This window comes from Streptomyces sp. JB150, assembly GCF_011193355.1.
GTDB lineage: Bacteria > Actinomycetota > Actinomycetes > Streptomycetales > Streptomycetaceae > Streptomyces.
Map to the genome: position 1 here is coordinate 1,966,844 of NZ_CP049780.1, position 17,348 is coordinate 1,984,191.

A 17,348-nucleotide genomic window follows, 5' to 3' on the forward strand; every position below is an offset into this window, starting at 1 on the left:
GCGCACATGCATGGAGGACGTGACGTGGCGAACGACGCCAGCACCGTTTTCGACCTAGTGATCCTCGGCGGTGGTAGCGGTGGTTACGCCGCGGCCCTGCGCGGGGCGCAGCTGGGCCTGGACGTCGCCCTGATCGAGAAGGACAAGGTCGGCGGCACCTGCCTGCACCGGGGTTGCATTCCCACCAAGGCCCTGCTGCACGCGGGCGAGATCGCCGACCAGGCCCGCGAGAGCGAGCAGTTCGGTGTCAAGGCCTCCTTCGAGGGCATCGACATCGCGGGCGTGCACAAGTACAAGGACGAGGTCATCTCGGGCCTGTACAAGGGCCTGCAGGGTCTGGTCGCCTCGCGCAAGGTGACGTACATCGAGGGCGAGGGCCGGCTGTCCTCCCCCACCTCCGTGGACGTCAACGGTCAGCGCATCCAGGGCCGCCACGTGCTGCTCGCGACCGGCTCCGTGCCGAAGTCGCTGCCGGGCCTGGAGATCGACGGCGACCGGATCATCTCCTCCGACCACGCCCTCGTCCTGGACCGCGTGCCGAAGTCCGCGATCATCCTGGGCGGCGGCGTCATCGGCGTCGAGTTCGCCTCCGCGTGGAAGTCCTTCGGCTCGGACGTCACGATCATCGAGGGCATGAAGCACCTCGTCCCGGTCGAGGACGAGAACAGCTCCAAGCTGCTGGAGCGCGCCTTCCGCAAGCGTGGCATCAAGTTCAACCTGGGCACCTTCTTCGAGAAGGCCGAGTACACCCAGGACGGTGTGAAGGTCACCCTGGCCGACGGCAAGGAGTTCGAGGCCGAGGTGCTGCTGGTGGCCGTCGGCCGCGGCCCGGTCTCGCAGGGCCTGGGCTACGAGGAGGCCGGGGTCGCCATGGACCGCGGTTACGTCCTCGTCGACGAGTACATGCGGACCAACGTCCCGACCATCTCCGCGGTCGGCGACCTGGTCCCGACCCTCCAGCTCGCGCACGTCGGCTTCGCCGAGGGCATCCTGGTGGCGGAGCGGCTGGCCGGTCTGAAGGTCGTCCCGATCGACTACGACGGTGTCCCGCGGGTGACGTACTGCCACCCGGAGGTCGCCTCCGTCGGTCTCACCGAGGCCAAGGCGAAGGAGATCTACGGCGCGGACAAGGTCGTCGCTCTGAAGTACAACCTGGCGGGCAACGGCAAGAGCAAGATCCTGAAGACCGCGGGCGAGATCAAGCTCGTCCAGGTCAAGGACGGTGCCGTGGTCGGCGTCCACATGGTCGGCGACCGGATGGGCGAGCAGGTCGGCGAGGCCCAGCTGATCTACAACTGGGAGGCGCTGCCGGCCGAGGTGGCTCAGCTCATCCACGCCCACCCGACGCAGAACGAGGCCCTCGGCGAGGCTCACCTGGCCCTGGCCGGCAAGCCGCTGCACTCCCACGACTGACCCCCTCGGTCACTGGGCGCGACGACACAGACTTCCGCAATTCGTTAGGAGCAACCGAAACCATGGCGGTTTCCGTAACCCTTCCGGCGCTCGGCGAGAGCGTCACCGAGGGCACTGTCACCCGCTGGCTGAAGGCCGAGGGTGAGCGCGTCGAGGCCGACGAGCCGCTGCTCGAGGTCTCCACCGACAAGGTCGACACCGAGATCCCGGCCCCGGCCTCCGGTGTCCTGGCCTCCATCAAGGTCGCCGAGGACGAGACCGTCGAGGTGGGCGCCGAGCTGGCGATCATCGACGACGGCACCGGCGCCCCCGCCGAGGCTCCGGCTCCGGCCGCCGAGCAGGCCCCCGCCGCCGAGCAGGTCGCCCCGCCGGCCCCCGAGCCGGCCCCGGCCGCTCAGCCGTCCACCGAGCAGTCCGCCCCCGCCCCGGCCCCGACCGCCGAGGCCGCCTCCGGCGGCGGCTCCGCCGAGGGCACCGACGTGGTGCTGCCCGCGCTCGGCGAGTCCGTCACCGAGGGCACCGTCACCCGCTGGCTGAAGTCGGTCGGCGACACCGTCGAGGCCGACGAGCCGCTGCTCGAGGTCTCCACCGACAAGGTCGACACCGAGATCCCGGCCCCGGCCTCCGGTGTGCTGCTGGAGATCGTGGTCGGTGAGGACGAGACCGCGGAGGTCGGCGCCAAGCTGGCCGTCATCGGCGCCCCGGGTGCCGCTCCGGCCGCCGCCCCGGCCCCGGCTCCGGCGCCCGCCGCCGAGGCCCCGGCGGCCCCGAAGGCCCCGGAGGCCCCGGCCGCCCCCGCGGCTCCGGCGCAGCCCGCGGCCCCGGCGCCCGCCCCGGCTCCGGCGCCCGCCCCGGCTCCCGCCGCTGCCGCCCCGGCCCAGCCCGCGGCCCCGGCCCAGCCCGCGGCCCCGGCGCCCGCCCCGGCTCCGGCCGCCCCGGCCGCGCCCGTCGCCCCGGCCGCCCCGGCGCCCGCCGCCGCGCAGCCGACCGACGAGGGCGCCTACGTCACCCCGCTGGTGCGCAAGCTCGCCGCCGAGAACGGCGTCGACCTGTCCACCGTCAAGGGCACCGGCGTCGGCGGCCGCATCCGCAAGCAGGACGTCGTCGCCGCCGCCGAGGCCGCGAAGGCCGCCGCCGCGGCTCCGGCTCCCGCCGCTGCCGCCCCGGCCGCCGCCCCCGCCCGCAAGGCGCCGGTCCTGGAGGCCTCCCCGCTGCGCGGCCAGACCGTCAAGATGCCCCGCATCCGCAAAGTCATCGGCGACAACATGGTCAAGGCGCTGCACGAGCAGGCGCAGCTGTCGTCGGTCGTCGAGGTCGACGTCACCCGCCTGATGAAGCTGCGTGCCCGGGCGAAGGACGCCTTCGTGGCCCGCGAGGGCGTCAAGCTCTCCCCGATGCCGTTCTTCGTCAAGGCCGCCGCGCAGGCGCTGAAGGCCCACCCGGTCATCAACGCCAAGATCAACGAGGCCGAGGGGACCATCACCTACTTCGACACCGAGAACATCGGTATCGCGGTGGACTCCGAGAAGGGCCTGATGACCCCGGTCATCAAGAACGCCGGTGACCTGAACATCGCCGGCATCGCCAAGGCCACGGCGGAGCTGGCGGGCAAGGTCCGCGCCAACAAGATCACCCCGGACGAGCTGTCCGGCGCGACCTTCACCATCTCCAACACCGGTTCGCGCGGCGCGCTGTTCGACACGATCATCGTGCCGCCGGGCCAGGTCGCGATCCTCGGCATCGGTGCCACGGTCAAGCGTCCGGCCGTCATCGAGACGGAGGAGGGCACGGTCATCGGCGTCCGCGACATGACCTACCTGACCCTCTCCTACGACCACCGCCTGGTGGACGGCGCCGACGCCGCGCGTTACCTGACCGCGGTCAAGGCCATCCTCGAGGCCGGCGAGTTCGAGGTCGAGCTGGGCCTGTAAGCCCTTCGGCTCCTCTGAGTGCCCTTGCCCGGATCTCCCGGACAAGGGCACTCGCGCGTCCAGGGGCGCGAAAAAGCGCGCGGCCAGCCACGTACGAGCCGCACCCGCCCGACACCAGCGGAACCGAGCTGTTACGCGCGTCTCACCTGCGCCAAAGCACCCGCGCGCGCCCTTCCGGCGCAGCGTCAGGGCCGTATTGTCTAAACGTCAACGCGCCCTAAGGAGCCCTCATGACCGCGCCCGTCATCCACTCGCTGCGCGAACAGATCCGCGAGCACATCCTGGAGGGGATCATCAGCGGGCGCTGGCAGCCGGGCGAGCGCATCGTGGAGCGGCGGATCGCGACCGAGCTGGAGGTCAGCCAGACGCCGGTGCGCGAGGCCCTGCGCGAACTGGAGTCGCTGCGGCTGATCGAGTCCGCGCCGAACAAGGGCGTGCGGGTGCGGAACCTGACGGCTGCGGACCTGGAGGAGAGCTACCCGGTCCGGGCCGGCCTGGAGGCCATCGCCGCGGAACTCGCGGCCGACCGGCTCGCGGAGGACTGCTCGGCGCTGGAGCCGCACGTCACCGCGCTGTACGACGCGGACCGGGCCTCGGACGGCACGGCGCAGGTGCGGCACACGGTGGGCTTCCACCGGGAGCTGGTGCGGGCGGCCGGCAACTCGGTGCTGCTGCACACCTGGGAAGGGCTCGGCATCGAGGTGTTCACCGCGCTGTCGATCCGCTGGCTGGGCACCGTCCAGCAGTCGTACGCGGAGGAGCACGAGGAGCTGCTCGCCGCCTTCCGGCGCCGTGACCCGCGGATCGCGGAGATCGTGAAGGCGCACGTCCTGGGGTGCGCGCCGCGCGCGTGAGTCCGCGGGCGGGCTCCCGGCAGCTGTCCTAGTCTGACCGGCATGTCCGATTCACGGCCGCCGTGGGAGCGTTTCAAGGAGTCGCCGTTCCTGCCGGCGACGGTGCTGGTGCTGATCCTGAGCGCGGCGGCGGGCCTGTTCGCCTGGTCGTACACGTATGCGATGGCGAATCCGACGCCGCGCGCGATCCCGACGGCGGTGGTGGGGTCGTACGACCACGCGCGCGGCCGGGCCTTCCTCGCCGGGCTGGAGGAGGCGCTGAACGCGTCGGTGCGGGTGAGCCCCTACGACCGTCCGGCCGCCGCCCGCGCGGCCGTGGCCGAGCAGGAGGTCTTCGGGGTCGTCGAGGTGCGCGACGCGGGCCGGGCGGTCACGCTCGACGTCTCGGGCGCGTCCGGCGCGTCGGTGGCCGACGTGCTGTCCGAGGCGGCGCTTCAGGCCGGCGAGCGGACCCGGGTGCCGGTCACCGTCCGGGACGTCAACCCGCTCCAGCCGGGCGATCCGCGCGGGCTCGCGATCTTCTACATCTCGCTGGCCGCCGTCATCATCGGCTTCGTCGGGGCGATCCAGCTGAGCGTGCACGCGCGGGCGCTGAACCCGCTGGAGCGGATCGCCTTCACGGCGGCGTACGCGCTGCTGGGCGGCTTCGCGATCGCGGCGGCGGTGGACTGGCTGCTCGGGTCGGTGGATCTGCCGTTCCCCGAGTCGTGGCTGATCCTGGCGCTGACGATGTTCACCAGCGGCATGGTCTTCACCATGTTCAACACCCTCATCGGCCGCTGGGCGATGCTGCCGACCTGGGGGGTGATGGTGCTGGTGGGCAACCCCTCCTCGGGCGGCGCGGTGTCCTGGCCGCTGCTGCCGTCGGTGCTGGGCGCGATCGGCCGCTGGCTGCCGCCGGGCGCCTCGGTGAACGCCCAGCACACGGCGGTGTACTTCGCCGGGCACCAGCACGCCCTGCCGTTCCTGGTGCTGACGGGCTGGTCGCTGCTGGCCTGCGGGGTGTTCCTGAACTGGTCGCACCGGCATCCCGGCGGCCGTGAGCCGGAGACCGCCGGTGCGGATCCGTCCGCCGCGGCGGGGTGACACCCGAGCAAACCTGCGCTCAGACGCGTTTCCACCTGCGAAAACAAGGCACAGATGCGTCACCCGGTGCCATCTTCCAAGGCACCGCGTGCCTATTTTCTCGTTGTCGAGAGGTTTTCCCCGTCAACCCTTTGATCGATCATCGATCAGGGGGTTACAGTCGCCGACGGACTTCCACCGAAGTCCCAGCCCTGTCCTGCCAAAGACCAAGGGCACCCCCGAACCCTTACCGATGAGGGAACCCCCTTCGACTGAGGAAGGCGGCGACATGACCGACCCCAACGCCATCCAGCCGAGCGCGCTCGACCAGCTCCCCGACCGCGACCCCGAGGAGACCGCCGAATGGCAGGCCTCGCTGGACGCGGTCGCCAAGGCGGCCGGCCCGCACCGTGCCGCGTACCTGATGCGGCGCACGCTGGAGCGTGCCGAGGGCACCGGCATCGCGCTGCCGAAGCTCCTCGAGACCGACTACGTCAACACCATCCCCACCGCCGCCGAGCCCGCCATCGACGGTGACGAGGAGATGGAGGCCCGGATCACCGCGTGGAACCGCTGGAACGCGGCGGCCATGGTGACCCGCGGCTCCAAGTACGGCGTCGGCGGCCACATCGCCACCTTCGCCTCCGCGGCGTGGCTGTACGAGACCGGCTTCAACCACTTCTTCAAGGGCAAGGACTCCGGCGACGCCGCCGGCTCCGGCGACCAGCTGTACATCCAGGGCCACGCCTCCCCCGGCATCTACGCCCGCGCCTTCCTCGACGGCCGGCTGAACGAGGACCACCTCGACAACTTCCGCCGCGAGTCCGGCGGCAACGGCCTGCCCTCGTACCCGCACCCGCGCCGGCTGCCCTGGCTGTGGGAGTTCCCCACCGTCTCCATGGGTCTCGGCCCGCTCTCCGCGATCTACCAGGCGCGCTTCAACCGCTACCTGACCCACCGCGGCATCAAGGACGTCTCCTCCTCGCACGTGTGGGCGTTCCTCGGCGACGGCGAGATGGACGAGCCGGAGTCGACGGCGGCGCTCGCGCTGGCCGCGCGTGAGGAGCTGGACAACCTCACCTTCGTCATCAACTGCAACCTGCAGCGCCTGGACGGCCCGGTCCGCGCCAACTTCAAGATCGTGCAGGAGCTGGAGGCCCAGTTCCGCGGCGCCGGCTGGAACGTCATCAAGACGCTGTGGGGTTCGGCGTGGGACGAGCTGTTCCAGCTCGACACCACCGGCGCGCTCGTCCGCCGGCTGCGCGAGGTACCGGACGCGCAGATCCAGACGTACCAGACCCGCGACGCCGCCTACATCCGCCAGGACTTCTTCGGCAAGGACCCGGCGCTCGTCGAGATGGCGAAGCTGCTGAGCGACGACAAGATCCTGGAGTGCTTCCACGTCTCGCGCGGTGGCCACGAGCCGCGCAAGGTCTACGCCGCCTACCGGGCCGCCCTCGCGCACAAGGGCGCCCCGACGGTGATCCTGGCCCAGACGGTCAAGGGCCACACCCTCGGCGAGGGCTTCGCGTCGAAGAACGCCAACCACCAGATGAAGAAGCTCTCGGTGGACGAGTTCAAGGCGATGCGCGACCTGCTCGACCTGCCGATCAAGGACAGCGACTTCGTCGACGGCGTGGTCCCCTACGGCCACCCGGGCGCCGACTCCCCCGAGGTCCGCTACCTCCAGGAGCGCCGCGCCGCCCTCGGCGGTCCGGCCCCGGCCCGCCGCGTCCACCCGGTCGCGCCGCTGCCCGCCCCCGCCGAGAAGGCCTTCGCCGCCTTCGACAAGGGCTCCGGCTCCCAGAACGTGGCCACCACCATGGCCTTCGTCCGCCTGATCAAGGACCTGGTCCGCGACAAGGAGACCGGCAAGCGCTGGGTGCCGATCGTCCCCGACGAGGCGCGCACCTTCGGCATGGAGTCGCTGTTCCCGTCGCTCGGCATCTACTCGCCGAAGGGCCAGACGTACGAGCCGGTCGACCGCGACCAGCTGATGTACTACAAGGAGGCCACGAACGGCCAGATCCTCAACGAGGGGATCACCGAGGCCGGCTCGATGGCCGACTTCATCGCCGCCTCCACGTCGTACGCGACGCACGGCGAGCCGATGATCCCGTTCTACATCTTCTACTCGATGTTCGGCTGGCAGCGCACCGCCGACCAGATGTGGCAGCTCGGCGACCAGCTCGGCCGCGGCTTCCTCATCGGCGCCACCGCCGGCCGCACCACCCTGACCGGCGAGGGCCTCCAGCACGCCGACGGCCACTCCCCGGTGATCGCGGCCACCAACCCGGCCGCCCTCACCTACGACCCGGCGTTCGCGTACGAGGTCGCCACGATCGTCAAGGACGGTCTGCGCCGGATGTACGGCGAGGCGGCCCCGGGCGAGGACCCGAACGTCTTCTACTACCTGACGGTCTACAACGAGCCGCTGCCGCAGCCCGCCAAGCCGCAGGGCCTCGGCATCGACGAGGGCATCGTCAAGGGCCTGTACCGCTTCAACACGGCCGAGTCGGCGGGCGTGGAGGTCGCCGCGAACGCGCCGCGCATCCAGCTGCTGGGCTCGGGCACCGCGATCCACTGGGCCCTGCAGGCGCAGAAGCTGCTCGCCGAGGAGTGGGGCGTGGCCGCCGACGTGTGGTCCGCGACCTCGTGGAGCGAGCTGCGCCGGGACGCGCTGGAGGCCGACGCGGCACTGCTGCGCGGCGAGGAGCGGGTGCCGTACGTGCGCCAGGCGCTGCAGGGCGCCGAGGGCCCGGTGCTGGCGGTCTCCGACTACATGCGCCAGGTCCCGGACCAGATCGCGCAGTGGGTGGAGCAGGACTGGTCCTCGCTGGGCGCGGACGGCTTCGGCCTGTCCGACACCCGTGAGGCCGCCCGCCGCCACTTCGGTGTCGACGCGCAGTCGATCGTCGTCGCCGCCCTGGCCCAGCTGGCCCGGCGCGGCGAGGTGAAGGCGACCGCCGTGAAGGAGGCGCGCGAGCGCTACGGCCTGTAAGGCCGCTCGTCTCCGGTGAAGGCCCCCGCCGTCCGGCGGGGGCCTTCCTGCATCATGGGCGGCATGCGCGCTGCCCGGCTGATCAAGATGGTGCTGCTGCTCCAGTCCCGGCCGTCCATGACCGCCGCCGAGCTGGCGCGGGAGCTGGAGGTGTCCGAGCGGACCGTCACCCGCGACGCCCAGGCGCTGTCCGAGGCGGGTGTGCCGGTCTACGCCGACCGCGGGCGGGCCGGCGGCTACCGGCTGATCGGCGGCTACCGCACCCGCCTGACCGGGCTGCACCGCAGCGAGGCCGAGGCGCTGTTCCTGTCCGGGGTGCCGGGGGCGCTGCGCGAGATGGGCCTGGAGGACGCGGCGTCGGCGGCCCGGCTGAAGGTGTCGGCGGCGCTGCTGCCGTCCCTGCGGGACGCGCCGCGCACGGCGGCCCAGCGGTTCCACCTGGACGCGCCGGGCTGGTTCAGGCAGCTGAGGACGCCCGAGCTGCTGCCCGCGGTCGCGGACGCGGTGTGGGACGACCGCCGGGTCACCGCCCGGTACCGGCGCGGGGACCGCGAGGTGGAGCGGCTGCTGGAGCCGTACGGGCTCGTGCTGAAGGCGGGCGTCTGGTACCTGTGCGCGCGGGTCGCCGACGCGGGCACCTCACCGGCGTACCGCACGTACCGCATCGACCGGTTCACCGCCGTCGAGCCCCGCGAGGACCGGTTCACCCGCGCCGAGGACTTCGACCTGCCCGCCTTCTGGGAGGAGCAGGCCGAGCGGTTCGCGCGGTCGCTGCTGCGCGCGGAGGTCGTGGTGCGGCTCTCCGCGGAGGGCGTGCGCAGGTTGCCGTACGCCGTCGATCCGGTCTCCGCCCGGGACGCGCTGGCCACGGCGGGCGAGCCGGACGCGCACGGCCGGGTCACCGTCACCCTGCGGGTGGAATCCGAGGAGGTGGCGCACACCCAGCTGACCGCCCTCGGCCCGGAGGCGGAGGTGCTGTCCCCGGTGTCGCTGCGCGAGCGGCTGGCCGCGGACGCGCGGCGGCTGGCGCGGCTGTACGGCGGGGCGGGCACGGGACACTGAAGGTGCGTCCGGGTGCGCCAGGGACGATGCTGGAGCGGTGATGGACGAGACGGAGTTCTGGGAGCTCATCGACACCACCCGGCAGTCCGCGGAGGGAGATCCGCAGGAGCAGGCCGAGCTGCTCGTGGACCGGCTGCTCCAGCTCGACCCGGAGGCCGTGCTGGACTTCGCCCGTCACTTCGAGGCCCGCTACAACCGCGCCTACCGCTGGGACCTGTGGGGTGCCGCCTGGGTGCTGCTGGACGGGGCCAGCGACGACGCCTTCGACTTCTTCCGCTGCTGGCTGATCGGGCAGGGCCGCGAGGTGTTCGAGGGCGCCCTGCACGACCCGGACTCCCTGGCCGACCTGCTCGACGACTTCGACGAGGAGATCGACGGCGACGGGGAAGACCTCGGGTACGCGGCCGACGAGGCGTACGAGCAGCTGACCGGCACGGTCGCCCCGGACCTCGGCATCCCGCCCGCCCCGGCCGAACCGGAGGGCACCCCGGTGGACTTCGAGGACGAGAGCGCGCTCGCCGAGCGCTATCCGCGTCTGTGGTACCGCTTCAAGGAGTGACCGGGCGGGGAGTGACCGGGCGCGCGCCCGGTGCCGGGGCGACGGCCCGGGCCTGGCCCGCGGCCGCGCCGTCCTTCGCCCGCACCGCGCCGAAGCGGCCCTGGAGCCGCGCGGCCAGGTCGCGGATCGCGGGCAGCCGCGCGGTGAGGGCGGCGCCGGGGCAGCTGGTCATGTAGCCGTCGTGGTGGCCGGCGAGGGCGGGCAGGGTGGCGGAGGTGCCGGCGGCGTAGCGGCTGCCGCTGTTGCTGGAGACGAGGCGGACCCGGGAGCGCGGGTCGACGCCCGACAGCCCGAGCTTCCAGGCGGCCAGCGCGGCGATCGCGTCGGTCATCGCGCGCGGCACCTCCACCCCGGCCGTGAAGGTGCCGATGGCGGCGATGCCGGCGGTGCGGTGGTTGAAGCCCTGGGTGTGGGCGCCGGTGACGGCGCGGGCGACACCGCCCGCGCGGCCCTCGTAGACGACGCCGCAGCGGTCGACGAGGAAGTTGTAGCCGATGTCGTCCCAGTGGCGGACGCCGGTCTGGCCGGCGTGCAGATGGCGGATGATGCGGGGCGTCTCGGCGCAGTCGTAGGCGTTGGGCGAGTCGGTGTGGTGCACGAAGACCGCGACGACCTTGTCGTCGTAGCGGGCGGGCGGCTGGGTCGGGCCGGTGCCCTCCAGCCAGGCCGAGCGGGGCACGATGGGCGGCCGGGGCGCGGTGTGCGCGGTCACCGGGCCGGTGGCCGCGAGGCGGCGGTCGGCGCCGGTCTGGGCGGCCCGTTCGACGCCGTGCGCGCACAGCGCGAGCACGACCGCGGCGGCGGTCCCGGGCAGCGCGCCCAGCGCCACCCGGGCCGGGCCCGGCAGGCGCACGCCACGCCGGTCCGCCCGCCGGGTCCGCCGGGCTCCTCGCACATCACGCATGGTCCCACTGTCGGCGCGATCCCCGGTGCCCGCGATGTGAGCTGTGCCGACCGGTGGAACCATCGTCCCGGTCCGCGGCGTTTTCCCGGTACCCGCCCGCGCGGCCGGTTCGCGGCCGGCGGTCGCGGGCGCGGCTGATCACGGGGCCCGTCCCCCGCGTATAGGGGTCCGAGAGAAAGGCGGCCTGGTGGACCTCCTCGACATCGTTCTGCTGCTCGCGCTCCTGCTCTACGCCGGCTCCGGCTACCGGCGGGGGCTGGTCGCCGGCTGTGTCGCGCTGGCCGGGTTCGTGGGCGGCGCGGCGCTGGGCGTGTGGCTGCTGCCGTGGGTGATGGACCTGGTGACGCCGGATGGTACGGCGGCGACGGTCACCGCGGTGCTCACCGTGCTGGCACCGGCGGTGGTGGGCCACGAGCTGGCGGGCCGGCCGGCGCTCAGGCTGCGGCGGGAGCTGGACCGGGGGCCGCTGCGGGTGGCCGACGGGGCCGGCGGGGCGGTGGCGAACGCGGCGGCGGTGCTGATCGTGGCGTGGGTGGCGGCGAGCGTGCTGGCGGCGTCCTCGTCGGCGCTGCTGTCGTCGGCGATCCGTGACTCGCGGGTGCTGGGCGCGGTGCAGGAGGTGATGCCGGACACCACCCCCGCCTGGTTCTCGCGGGCCACCTCGGCGCTCACCGACGCGGGCTTCCCGCAGGTGTTCAACCCGTTCGAGAACGAGTCGACGGCCGAGGTCGCGCGGCCCTCCGGGGACAGCGTGACGCCGGCCGCGACGGCCGCCGCGCAGCGCTCCACGGTGAAGGTGGAGGGCGTGGCGGGCACCCAGGGCCGCGAGGGCAGCGGGTTCGTGTACGCGCGGGAGCGGGTGATGACCAACGCGCACGTGGTGGCGGGCATCGACGAGCCGACCGTGCGGGTCGGGGGCGTGGGCCCGGCGTACGAGGCGACGGTGGTGCTCTTCGACCCGGAGAAAGACGTGGCCGTGCTGCGGGTGCCCGGCCTGCGTGCCCCCGTGCTCCGTTTCGACGACGACGCGGCGCGCGGCGACGCCGCGGTGGTCGCCGGCTATCCGCAGGACGGTGGCCTCGACCTGCAGGCGGCGACGGTGGCGAACCGGGTGCGGGCGACGGGCCAGAACATCTACCGCGACGACACGGTCACCCGCGAGATCCACTCGATCCGCTCCACGGTCCGCCCCGGCAACTCCGGCGGCCCGCTGCTGACCACCGAGGGCCGGGTGTACGGGGTGGTGTTCGCCCGGTCGACCTCCGACGCCGAGACGGGCTACGTCCTGACGGCGGCGGAGGTGTCCGACGACGCGGAGCGGGGAGCGCGGGCAACGGCACCGGTGGACACGGGCGAGCCGGTCTCCTCGTAGCGCGGGCGGGGGTATCGGGCGAACGGGCCGGGCGGACGAGCTGGGCGGCTGGGCGACATGGCCCGGGGGGTGGCCCGGCTGGGCGGCCGGGCGGCATCGCCGGGGGGCGACCGAGCCGAGCGACCCGGCGGCATCGCCCGGGGGGCGACCGGGCCGGGCGACCCTGCGGGATGACCAGGGGCGGCCGAGCCGGGCGGGATGGCCGGTGGGGGCCGCCAGGTCGGCCGGCCGGTCTCCGCGTAGCTCCGGCCGGCCAGGTCAGTCGGCGGTCGGCTGGGTCAGTCGGCGGCCCATGAGGACGTCGTCGACGTAGGCGCCGTCCAGGAAGAACTCCTCCGGCTGCACGCCCTCGACCTCGAAGCCCTCCGACGCGTACAGCGCGCGGGCGGGCGCGTTGTGCCCGAGCACGCGCAGGGTGATCCGGCGGAAGCCGCGGGCGCGCGCGTCGTCGACGGCGGCGCGCAGCAGCGCGCGCCCCACGCCCTTGCCGCGGGCCTCCTCGGCGACGGCGAGGCCGCGGATCTGCCGGACGTGGGCGTTGGAGGGCAGCGGCGTGGGGAAGCCGAGGCGGATGTAGCCGACGACACGGCCGTCGAGTTCGGCGACCAGGTGGTCCTCGGGGCCGGCGGTGTCGCGGAAGAACGGCTCGTCCGGGGCGGGCGGTCCGGTGACCGCGTGCCGATACGACCAGGACACGTGGTCCAGCCGTCGCAGTGGTTCCTCGTCGTCGGGCCGGGCGGTGCGTATGGACGGTGCAGACATGCCGGCCACCCTACGGCCGGATGCCACGTGGCTCATCGGGGTTTTACGCCCGCTCGGGGATGATGGCGCCATGCAGCACAGGAAGATCGCGGTGACCGGCGCGTCCGGTCTCATCGGAGGCGCTCTGGTGCGGTCGCTCGCCGCGGACGGGCACCAGGTGGTGCGGCTGGTGCGCCGCATGCCCCGGTCCGCCGACGAGGCACACTGGGATCCCGAGCGCGGGCATGTCGACCCGGCGGTGCTGGCGGGGTGCGACGCCGTGGTGAACCTGGCGGGCGCCGGGGTGGGCGACCGCCGCTGGACCGCCGAGTACAAGGCGCGTATCCGCGCCGGCCGGGTGGCCGGCACGGCGGCGCTGGCGCGGGCCGTCGCCGCGCTGGACCGGCCGCCGCGGGTCTTCCTCAACGGCAGCGCAATCGGCGTCTACGGCGACACCGGGGACCGCGTCGCGGACGAGGACTCGCCGCCGGGGCGGGGTTTCCTCGCGGAGCTGTGCGTGGAGTGGGAGGGGGCCGCGGCGCCGGCGCGGGAGGCGGGGGTGCGCACGGTGTTCGCCCGGACGGGCCTGGTGGTGGCGCGCGAGGGCGGGGCCTGGGGGCGGCTCTTCCCGCTGTACCGGGCGGGTCTCGGCGGGCCGCTCGGCGGCGGGCGGCAGTACTGGTCGTTCATCGCGCTGCACGACGAGGTGGCCGCGCTGCGCCATCTGCTGGACCACGAGGAGCTGTCCGGTCCGGTGAATCTGACCGCGCCGCAGCCGCTGACGAACCGTGAGATCAACGCGGCGATGAGCCGGGTGCTGCGCCGCCCGGCGGTGTTCGCGGTGCCCGCGCCCGTCCTGCGGGTGGTGCTGGGCGAGATGTCCACGGAGGTGCTGGGCAGTCAGCGGGTGGTGCCGAAGCGGCTGTTGGAGTCCGGGTTCCGCTTCGCGTTCCCCGGTATCGAGGAGGCGATCCGGGCGGCGCTGTGAGCCGGCGGCCCCCGGCGGGCCGGGCCGGCAGGAGCGCCCACGGCTGGGCGCGGGGAACGCCCCCCGGCTACGGCGCGGGAAACGCCCCCCCCGGCTACGGCGCGGGGAACGCCCCCGGCGACGGCGCGGGGAACGGCCCTGGGAAACAGGGCGTCCCGACCGTTTGCTACCGCCGTGCGACCGTGCCCTGCCCATGCGCGACTGCCGTTGACCGATCACGGCTCTACGCTCGTGCCGAACTCGGGTATCCCTGGAGCCGGTTGGGGGCATCACGTCTCCACCGGCCGCGCAACCTCGAGGAGGGGCACGTGCTTGAGCCCGCGTTTCAGGCGGACGTCGTCGTGGTGGGAGCCGGGATCGCCGGCCTCTCCGCGGCGCTACGGCTGGCCCACGCAGGAGTGACGACCGCGGTTCTGGAGGCCGGCCCCGGTGTGGGCGGGCGGATGTCGACGGAGCAGGTCGACGGTTTCCGGCTCGACCGCCTCGGGCAGCCGCTGTTCACGTCGTACCCGGAGCTGCGCCTGACCCCGGGGCTCGACGCGCTCGCGCTGCGCCTGTTCGCCCCCGGCGTCCTGCTGCACAGCGACGGCCGCCGGCACCGGGCGGGCGCTCCGGTGGCCGGCAGGAGCGCGAGGGGCGCACTCAACGCGGTGCGCGCCCTCGCAAGCGCCCCGCGGGCGACGCCGGTCCGCGGCCGCGGGAGCGCCGCCGCCGTGCCCCCGCCCCGCGGCCGGGCCACGGCCCCGGTGGGCGGCGCCGTCGACCAGGCCCGGCTGGGCAGCGCGCTCGCGCGGATCGCGGGCACGCCGCTGGAGCGGCTGCTGTCCCGCCCGGAGCTGCCCGCCGCACAGGCGCTGGCGGCCCGGGGCCTGCCGCCGCGCACCGTGGACGGCTTTCTGCGCCCCCTGCTGGCCGCGCTGCTGTGCGACCCGGACCTGACCACGTCCAGCCGGTGCGCGGACCTCGCGCTGCGGGCGTTCGCCGGCGGGCGGATGGCCGTACCGCAGGGCGGGGCCGCGGTGCTGCCGGAGCTGCTGGCGCGGGCGCTGCCGGCGGGCAGCGTGCGCACCGGGGTGCGGGTCACCTCGGTGTCCACCACGACGGTGACCACCGCCGAGCACGGGGAGTTCCGCTGCCGCGCGGTGCTGGTGGCCACGGACGCGCGCGCCGCCGCCGAGCTGTTGCCGGGGCTGCGGGTGCCGGACTTCCACCCGGTGACCGTCGTCCACCACACCACCGACGACGTGCCGGCGACCGGCGCGGCGCTGCTGCTGGACGCCGACCGGGGCGGCCCGGTGGCGCACACGGCGGTGCTCAGCTCGGTCGACCCGAGCCGGGCCCCGGCGGGCCGGGCGCTCATCTCCTCCACGGTCCTCGGGCCCCCGCCACCGGACCTCGACACCGCTGTGCGCACCCATCTCGCCCGGCTCTACGGCACCTCGACGGCCCGCTGGGAGACGCTCGCCGTCCACCACACCGCCGACGCGATGCCCGCCATGCGCCCGCCCCACGACCTGCGGCGCCCGGTGCGCCTGCTGACCGGCCTGTACGTCTGCGGCGACCACCGCGACTCCAGCACCGTCCAGGGCGCCCTGCGCTCCGCCCGCCGCGCCGCGGCCGCGATCCTCACCGACCTGGGTGCGACGGGCTCGATGCACCGGTCGGAACCGGCGCCTGCCGTCAGGGCGGCCTGAGCGCCCTGACGGGGCGTGCAGGGGCGCGGGGAACCGCGCGACCGGCCACGACGGACCCGCACCCGACGGCCGACGGCCGACGGCCGACGGCACGGCGCTACCCCAACGCGGCCACCTTGTCCCGGTACGACCGCACGGGAGCCGCGTCCTTGTAAGGCTCCAGCCGCCGCTCGAAGTCCCTGACGTACTCCACCGCCCGCACGGACCGCATCTCGGCGGCCTGCGCCGCCGACTCCGCGGCCAGCGCGCAGGCCTGCTCCAGCTCCCCGAGACCCAGCCGGGCGGTGGCGAGGACGACACGGCAGAACAGCCGGCTCCGGGCGTAGGCGGGCGCGCGCAGCTGCAGCGACCGCTCCGCGTGCTGCGCCGCCGCCCGGAACTGCTGAAGGTCCCGGTGGCAGTGCCCGAACTCGTCGGCGAGCTGCGCCTCGTCGAAGAACCGCGCCCAGTGCGGCACCTCGTCGCCGGGCCGGGCGGCCTCCAGCGCGCGTTCGGCGCGTACGAGGGAGGCGGTGCAGGCCCGCACCTCGCCGAGGACTCCGTGCCCGCGCGCCTCCGCCGCGTGCAGCAGGGCCTGGACGACCGGCGGCGCCGAGCCGCCGACCCCCTGCTGGGCCACCCGCGCCAGCTGGACGGCCTCCCGGCCGTGCCCGAGGTAGACGGCCTGCCGGCTCATGGTGACCAGCACATAGGAGCCGTACGCCCGGTCGGCGGCCGCCTGGGACAGGCGCAGGGCCTGCACGAAGTAGCGCTGGGCGAGGCCGTGCGCGGCGATGTCGTACGACGTCCAGCCCGCGAGGCGGGTCAGGTCGGCGGCCGCGGCGAACAGGCGGCGGCCGATCTGCTCGCCGTAGGTGCCGCGGAGCATGGGCTCGCACTCGTGCTCCAGGTAGCGGACGAGGGCCTGGCGGGCGTGGCCGCCGCCGTAGGCGTCGTCCAGGGTGCGGAACAGCTCGCCGACCGAGCGCAGCGCGGCGATGTCACCGGCGGTGACCCGGTGGCCGGGGCCGCGCTCGACGCCGCGCTGCCGGGGCACCCCGGCGCGGCCCTGGGCGGGCACCCGGGAGGGCTCGGCGCCGCGGGCGACCTTCTCGTCGGCGCGCCCGATCAGCCAGTCCCGGCTGGGCACCACGAGCCCGGCCGGGGTGAAGGCGATCTTGCGCAGTTCGGCGTGGCTGCCGGAGTCCTTGCGCCACAGGCCGCTGACGATGTCGATGGCCTCCTCGGGTCCGGCCGCGAACTCCAGCCCCGCGTAGACCGGGGCGCAGGCGTCGAGGCCGAGGTCCTGGGCGGTGAGCCGGCGGCCGAGGCGGCGGGTGAAGACCTCGGCGATGAGCGCGGGCGTGGTCCCCCGGGGCTGCTGTCCGCGCAGCCAGCGGGTGACGGATGTCTTGTCGTATCTGAGATCGAGGCCGTGCTCGAGCCCGAGCTGGTCCACTCGACGGGCCAGACCTGCGTTGGAGAACCCCGCTTCTGCGATGAGCGCGGCGAGCTGTCGGTTGGGGGTGCGCTGCGCGGGTCGTTCCGTCATCTGCGGTGCGATCTCCTGCCTCCGGGCTGCCGAAGTGCCCGGACTGCCTGTGAGCAGCCCTTATGGCCTTGTGAACGGCGCGAATGTAGCGGAGAGTAAGCACCCGATCGCACACTTCCGCGTACATTCATCCGATCGTGTGAGGATTGCCCCCGAGGCTGACGCGCGGCCGGCGGTCGTACAGTGACGTTGGCGCGTTTTACGCCTTACGACCTTCGAGGGAGGGGCTTGCC

Annotated in this window: 13 protein-coding genes; 10 read left to right on the top strand and 3 right to left on the bottom strand. The window is 74.1% G+C overall.

What is annotated here, in order from left to right; all coding sequences use genetic code 11:
- Positions 1–24 precede the first annotated feature (24 nt).
- The 7 genes from lpdA to G7Z13_RS09230 all read left to right on the top strand — a co-directional run bounded on the left by lpdA (position 25) and on the right by G7Z13_RS09230 (position 9,885).
- Complete coding sequence (lpdA, locus tag G7Z13_RS09200) at positions 25–1,413, top strand: dihydrolipoyl dehydrogenase (RefSeq protein ID WP_165997687.1); 1,389 nt, start codon at positions 25–27, stop codon at positions 1,411–1,413.
- Between the two features lie 62 nt (positions 1,414–1,475).
- Positions 1,476–3,344, top strand: a complete 1,869-nt coding sequence (gene sucB, locus G7Z13_RS09205; RefSeq protein WP_165997689.1) for a 2-oxoglutarate dehydrogenase, E2 component, dihydrolipoamide succinyltransferase — start codon at positions 1,476–1,478, stop codon at positions 3,342–3,344.
- Positions 3,345–3,574: 230 nt separating this feature from the next.
- Positions 3,575–4,198 (top strand): GntR family transcriptional regulator, encoded by a 624-nt coding sequence (locus tag G7Z13_RS09210; protein WP_165997690.1) that lies wholly within the window; start codon positions 3,575–3,577, stop codon positions 4,196–4,198.
- Positions 4,199–4,240: 42 nt separating this feature from the next.
- A complete protein-coding gene (locus G7Z13_RS09215; protein ID WP_165997692.1) occupies positions 4,241–5,284 on the top strand; it encodes an ABC transporter permease in 1,044 nt (347 codons plus the stop codon).
- 268 nt (positions 5,285–5,552) lie between these two features.
- On the top strand, positions 5,553–8,264 hold the full coding sequence (aceE, locus tag G7Z13_RS09220) for a pyruvate dehydrogenase (acetyl-transferring), homodimeric type (RefSeq protein ID WP_165997694.1): 2,712 nt from the start codon (positions 5,553–5,555) through the stop codon (positions 8,262–8,264).
- A gap of 63 nt (positions 8,265–8,327) precedes the next feature.
- On the top strand, positions 8,328–9,326 hold the full coding sequence (locus G7Z13_RS09225) for a WYL domain-containing protein (protein ID WP_165997696.1): 999 nt from the start codon (positions 8,328–8,330) through the stop codon (positions 9,324–9,326).
- A gap of 40 nt (positions 9,327–9,366) precedes the next feature.
- Complete coding sequence (locus G7Z13_RS09230) at positions 9,367–9,885, top strand: DUF4240 domain-containing protein (RefSeq protein ID WP_165997698.1); 519 nt, start codon at positions 9,367–9,369, stop codon at positions 9,883–9,885.
- Here G7Z13_RS09230 and G7Z13_RS09235 read toward each other — a convergent pair.
- Positions 9,875–10,789: a peptidoglycan recognition protein gene (locus tag G7Z13_RS09235; RefSeq protein ID WP_240926150.1), complete on the bottom strand. Its 915-nt coding sequence runs from the start codon at positions 10,787–10,789 to the stop codon at positions 9,875–9,877. The genes G7Z13_RS09230 and G7Z13_RS09235 overlap by 11 nt on opposite strands.
- A 187-nt stretch (positions 10,790–10,976) precedes the next feature.
- Here G7Z13_RS09235 and G7Z13_RS09240 point away from each other — a divergent pair, with 187 nt between their 5' ends.
- Positions 10,977–12,161 (top strand): MarP family serine protease, encoded by a 1,185-nt coding sequence (locus G7Z13_RS09240; protein WP_165997701.1) that lies wholly within the window; start codon positions 10,977–10,979, stop codon positions 12,159–12,161.
- A 258-nt stretch (positions 12,162–12,419) separates the two neighbouring features.
- Here G7Z13_RS09240 and G7Z13_RS09245 read toward each other — a convergent pair whose 3' ends face one another.
- Positions 12,420–12,923: a GNAT family N-acetyltransferase gene (locus tag G7Z13_RS09245; RefSeq protein ID WP_165997703.1), complete on the bottom strand. Its 504-nt coding sequence runs from the start codon at positions 12,921–12,923 to the stop codon at positions 12,420–12,422.
- A 70-nt stretch (positions 12,924–12,993) separates the two neighbouring features.
- Here G7Z13_RS09245 and G7Z13_RS09250 point away from each other — a divergent pair, with 70 nt between their 5' ends.
- Together G7Z13_RS09250 and G7Z13_RS09255 are read left to right on the top strand one after the other, a co-directional pair.
- The gene (locus G7Z13_RS09250; protein WP_165997705.1) at positions 12,994–13,890 is read left to right on the top strand and encodes a TIGR01777 family oxidoreductase; all 897 of its coding nucleotides are present in this window, start codon (positions 12,994–12,996) and stop codon (positions 13,888–13,890) included.
- Between the two features lie 308 nt (positions 13,891–14,198).
- Entirely contained in the window at positions 14,199–15,584 is a 1,386-nt protein-coding gene (locus G7Z13_RS09255) for an NAD(P)/FAD-dependent oxidoreductase (protein ID WP_165997708.1), read from the top strand.
- 97 nt (positions 15,585–15,681) lie between these two features.
- On the opposite strand, the gene G7Z13_RS09260 is transcribed toward G7Z13_RS09255, so the two are convergent.
- On the bottom strand, positions 15,682–17,115 hold the full coding sequence (locus G7Z13_RS09260; protein WP_165997710.1) for a regulator: 1,434 nt from the start codon (positions 17,113–17,115) through the stop codon (positions 15,682–15,684).
- Positions 17,116–17,348 lie beyond the last annotated feature (233 nt).

Excerpts from the sequence above, each read along its gene's own strand:
- sucB (WP_165997689.1), top strand. The coding sequence starts at position 1,476 with ATGGCGGTTTCCGTAACCCTTCCGGCGCTCGGCGAGAGCGTCACCGAG.
- G7Z13_RS09210 (WP_165997690.1), top strand. The coding sequence starts at position 3,575 with ATGACCGCGCCCGTCATCCACTCGCTGCGCGAACAGATCCGCGAGCAC.
- G7Z13_RS09215 (WP_165997692.1), top strand. The coding sequence starts at position 4,241 with ATGTCCGATTCACGGCCGCCGTGGGAGCGTTTCAAGGAGTCGCCGTTC.
- aceE (WP_165997694.1), top strand. The coding sequence starts at position 5,553 with ATGACCGACCCCAACGCCATCCAGCCGAGCGCGCTCGACCAGCTCCCC.
- G7Z13_RS09225 (WP_165997696.1), top strand. The coding sequence starts at position 8,328 with ATGCGCGCTGCCCGGCTGATCAAGATGGTGCTGCTGCTCCAGTCCCGG.
- G7Z13_RS09230 (WP_165997698.1), top strand. The coding sequence starts at position 9,367 with ATGGACGAGACGGAGTTCTGGGAGCTCATCGACACCACCCGGCAGTCC.
- G7Z13_RS09235 (WP_240926150.1), bottom strand. The coding sequence starts at position 10,789 with ATGCGTGATGTGCGAGGAGCCCGGCGGACCCGGCGGGCGGACCGGCGT.
- G7Z13_RS09245 (WP_165997703.1), bottom strand. The coding sequence starts at position 12,923 with ATGTCTGCACCGTCCATACGCACCGCCCGGCCCGACGACGAGGAACCA.
- G7Z13_RS09250 (WP_165997705.1), top strand. The coding sequence starts at position 12,994 with ATGCAGCACAGGAAGATCGCGGTGACCGGCGCGTCCGGTCTCATCGGA.
- G7Z13_RS09260 (WP_165997710.1), bottom strand. The coding sequence starts at position 17,115 with ATGACGGAACGACCCGCGCAGCGCACCCCCAACCGACAGCTCGCCGCG.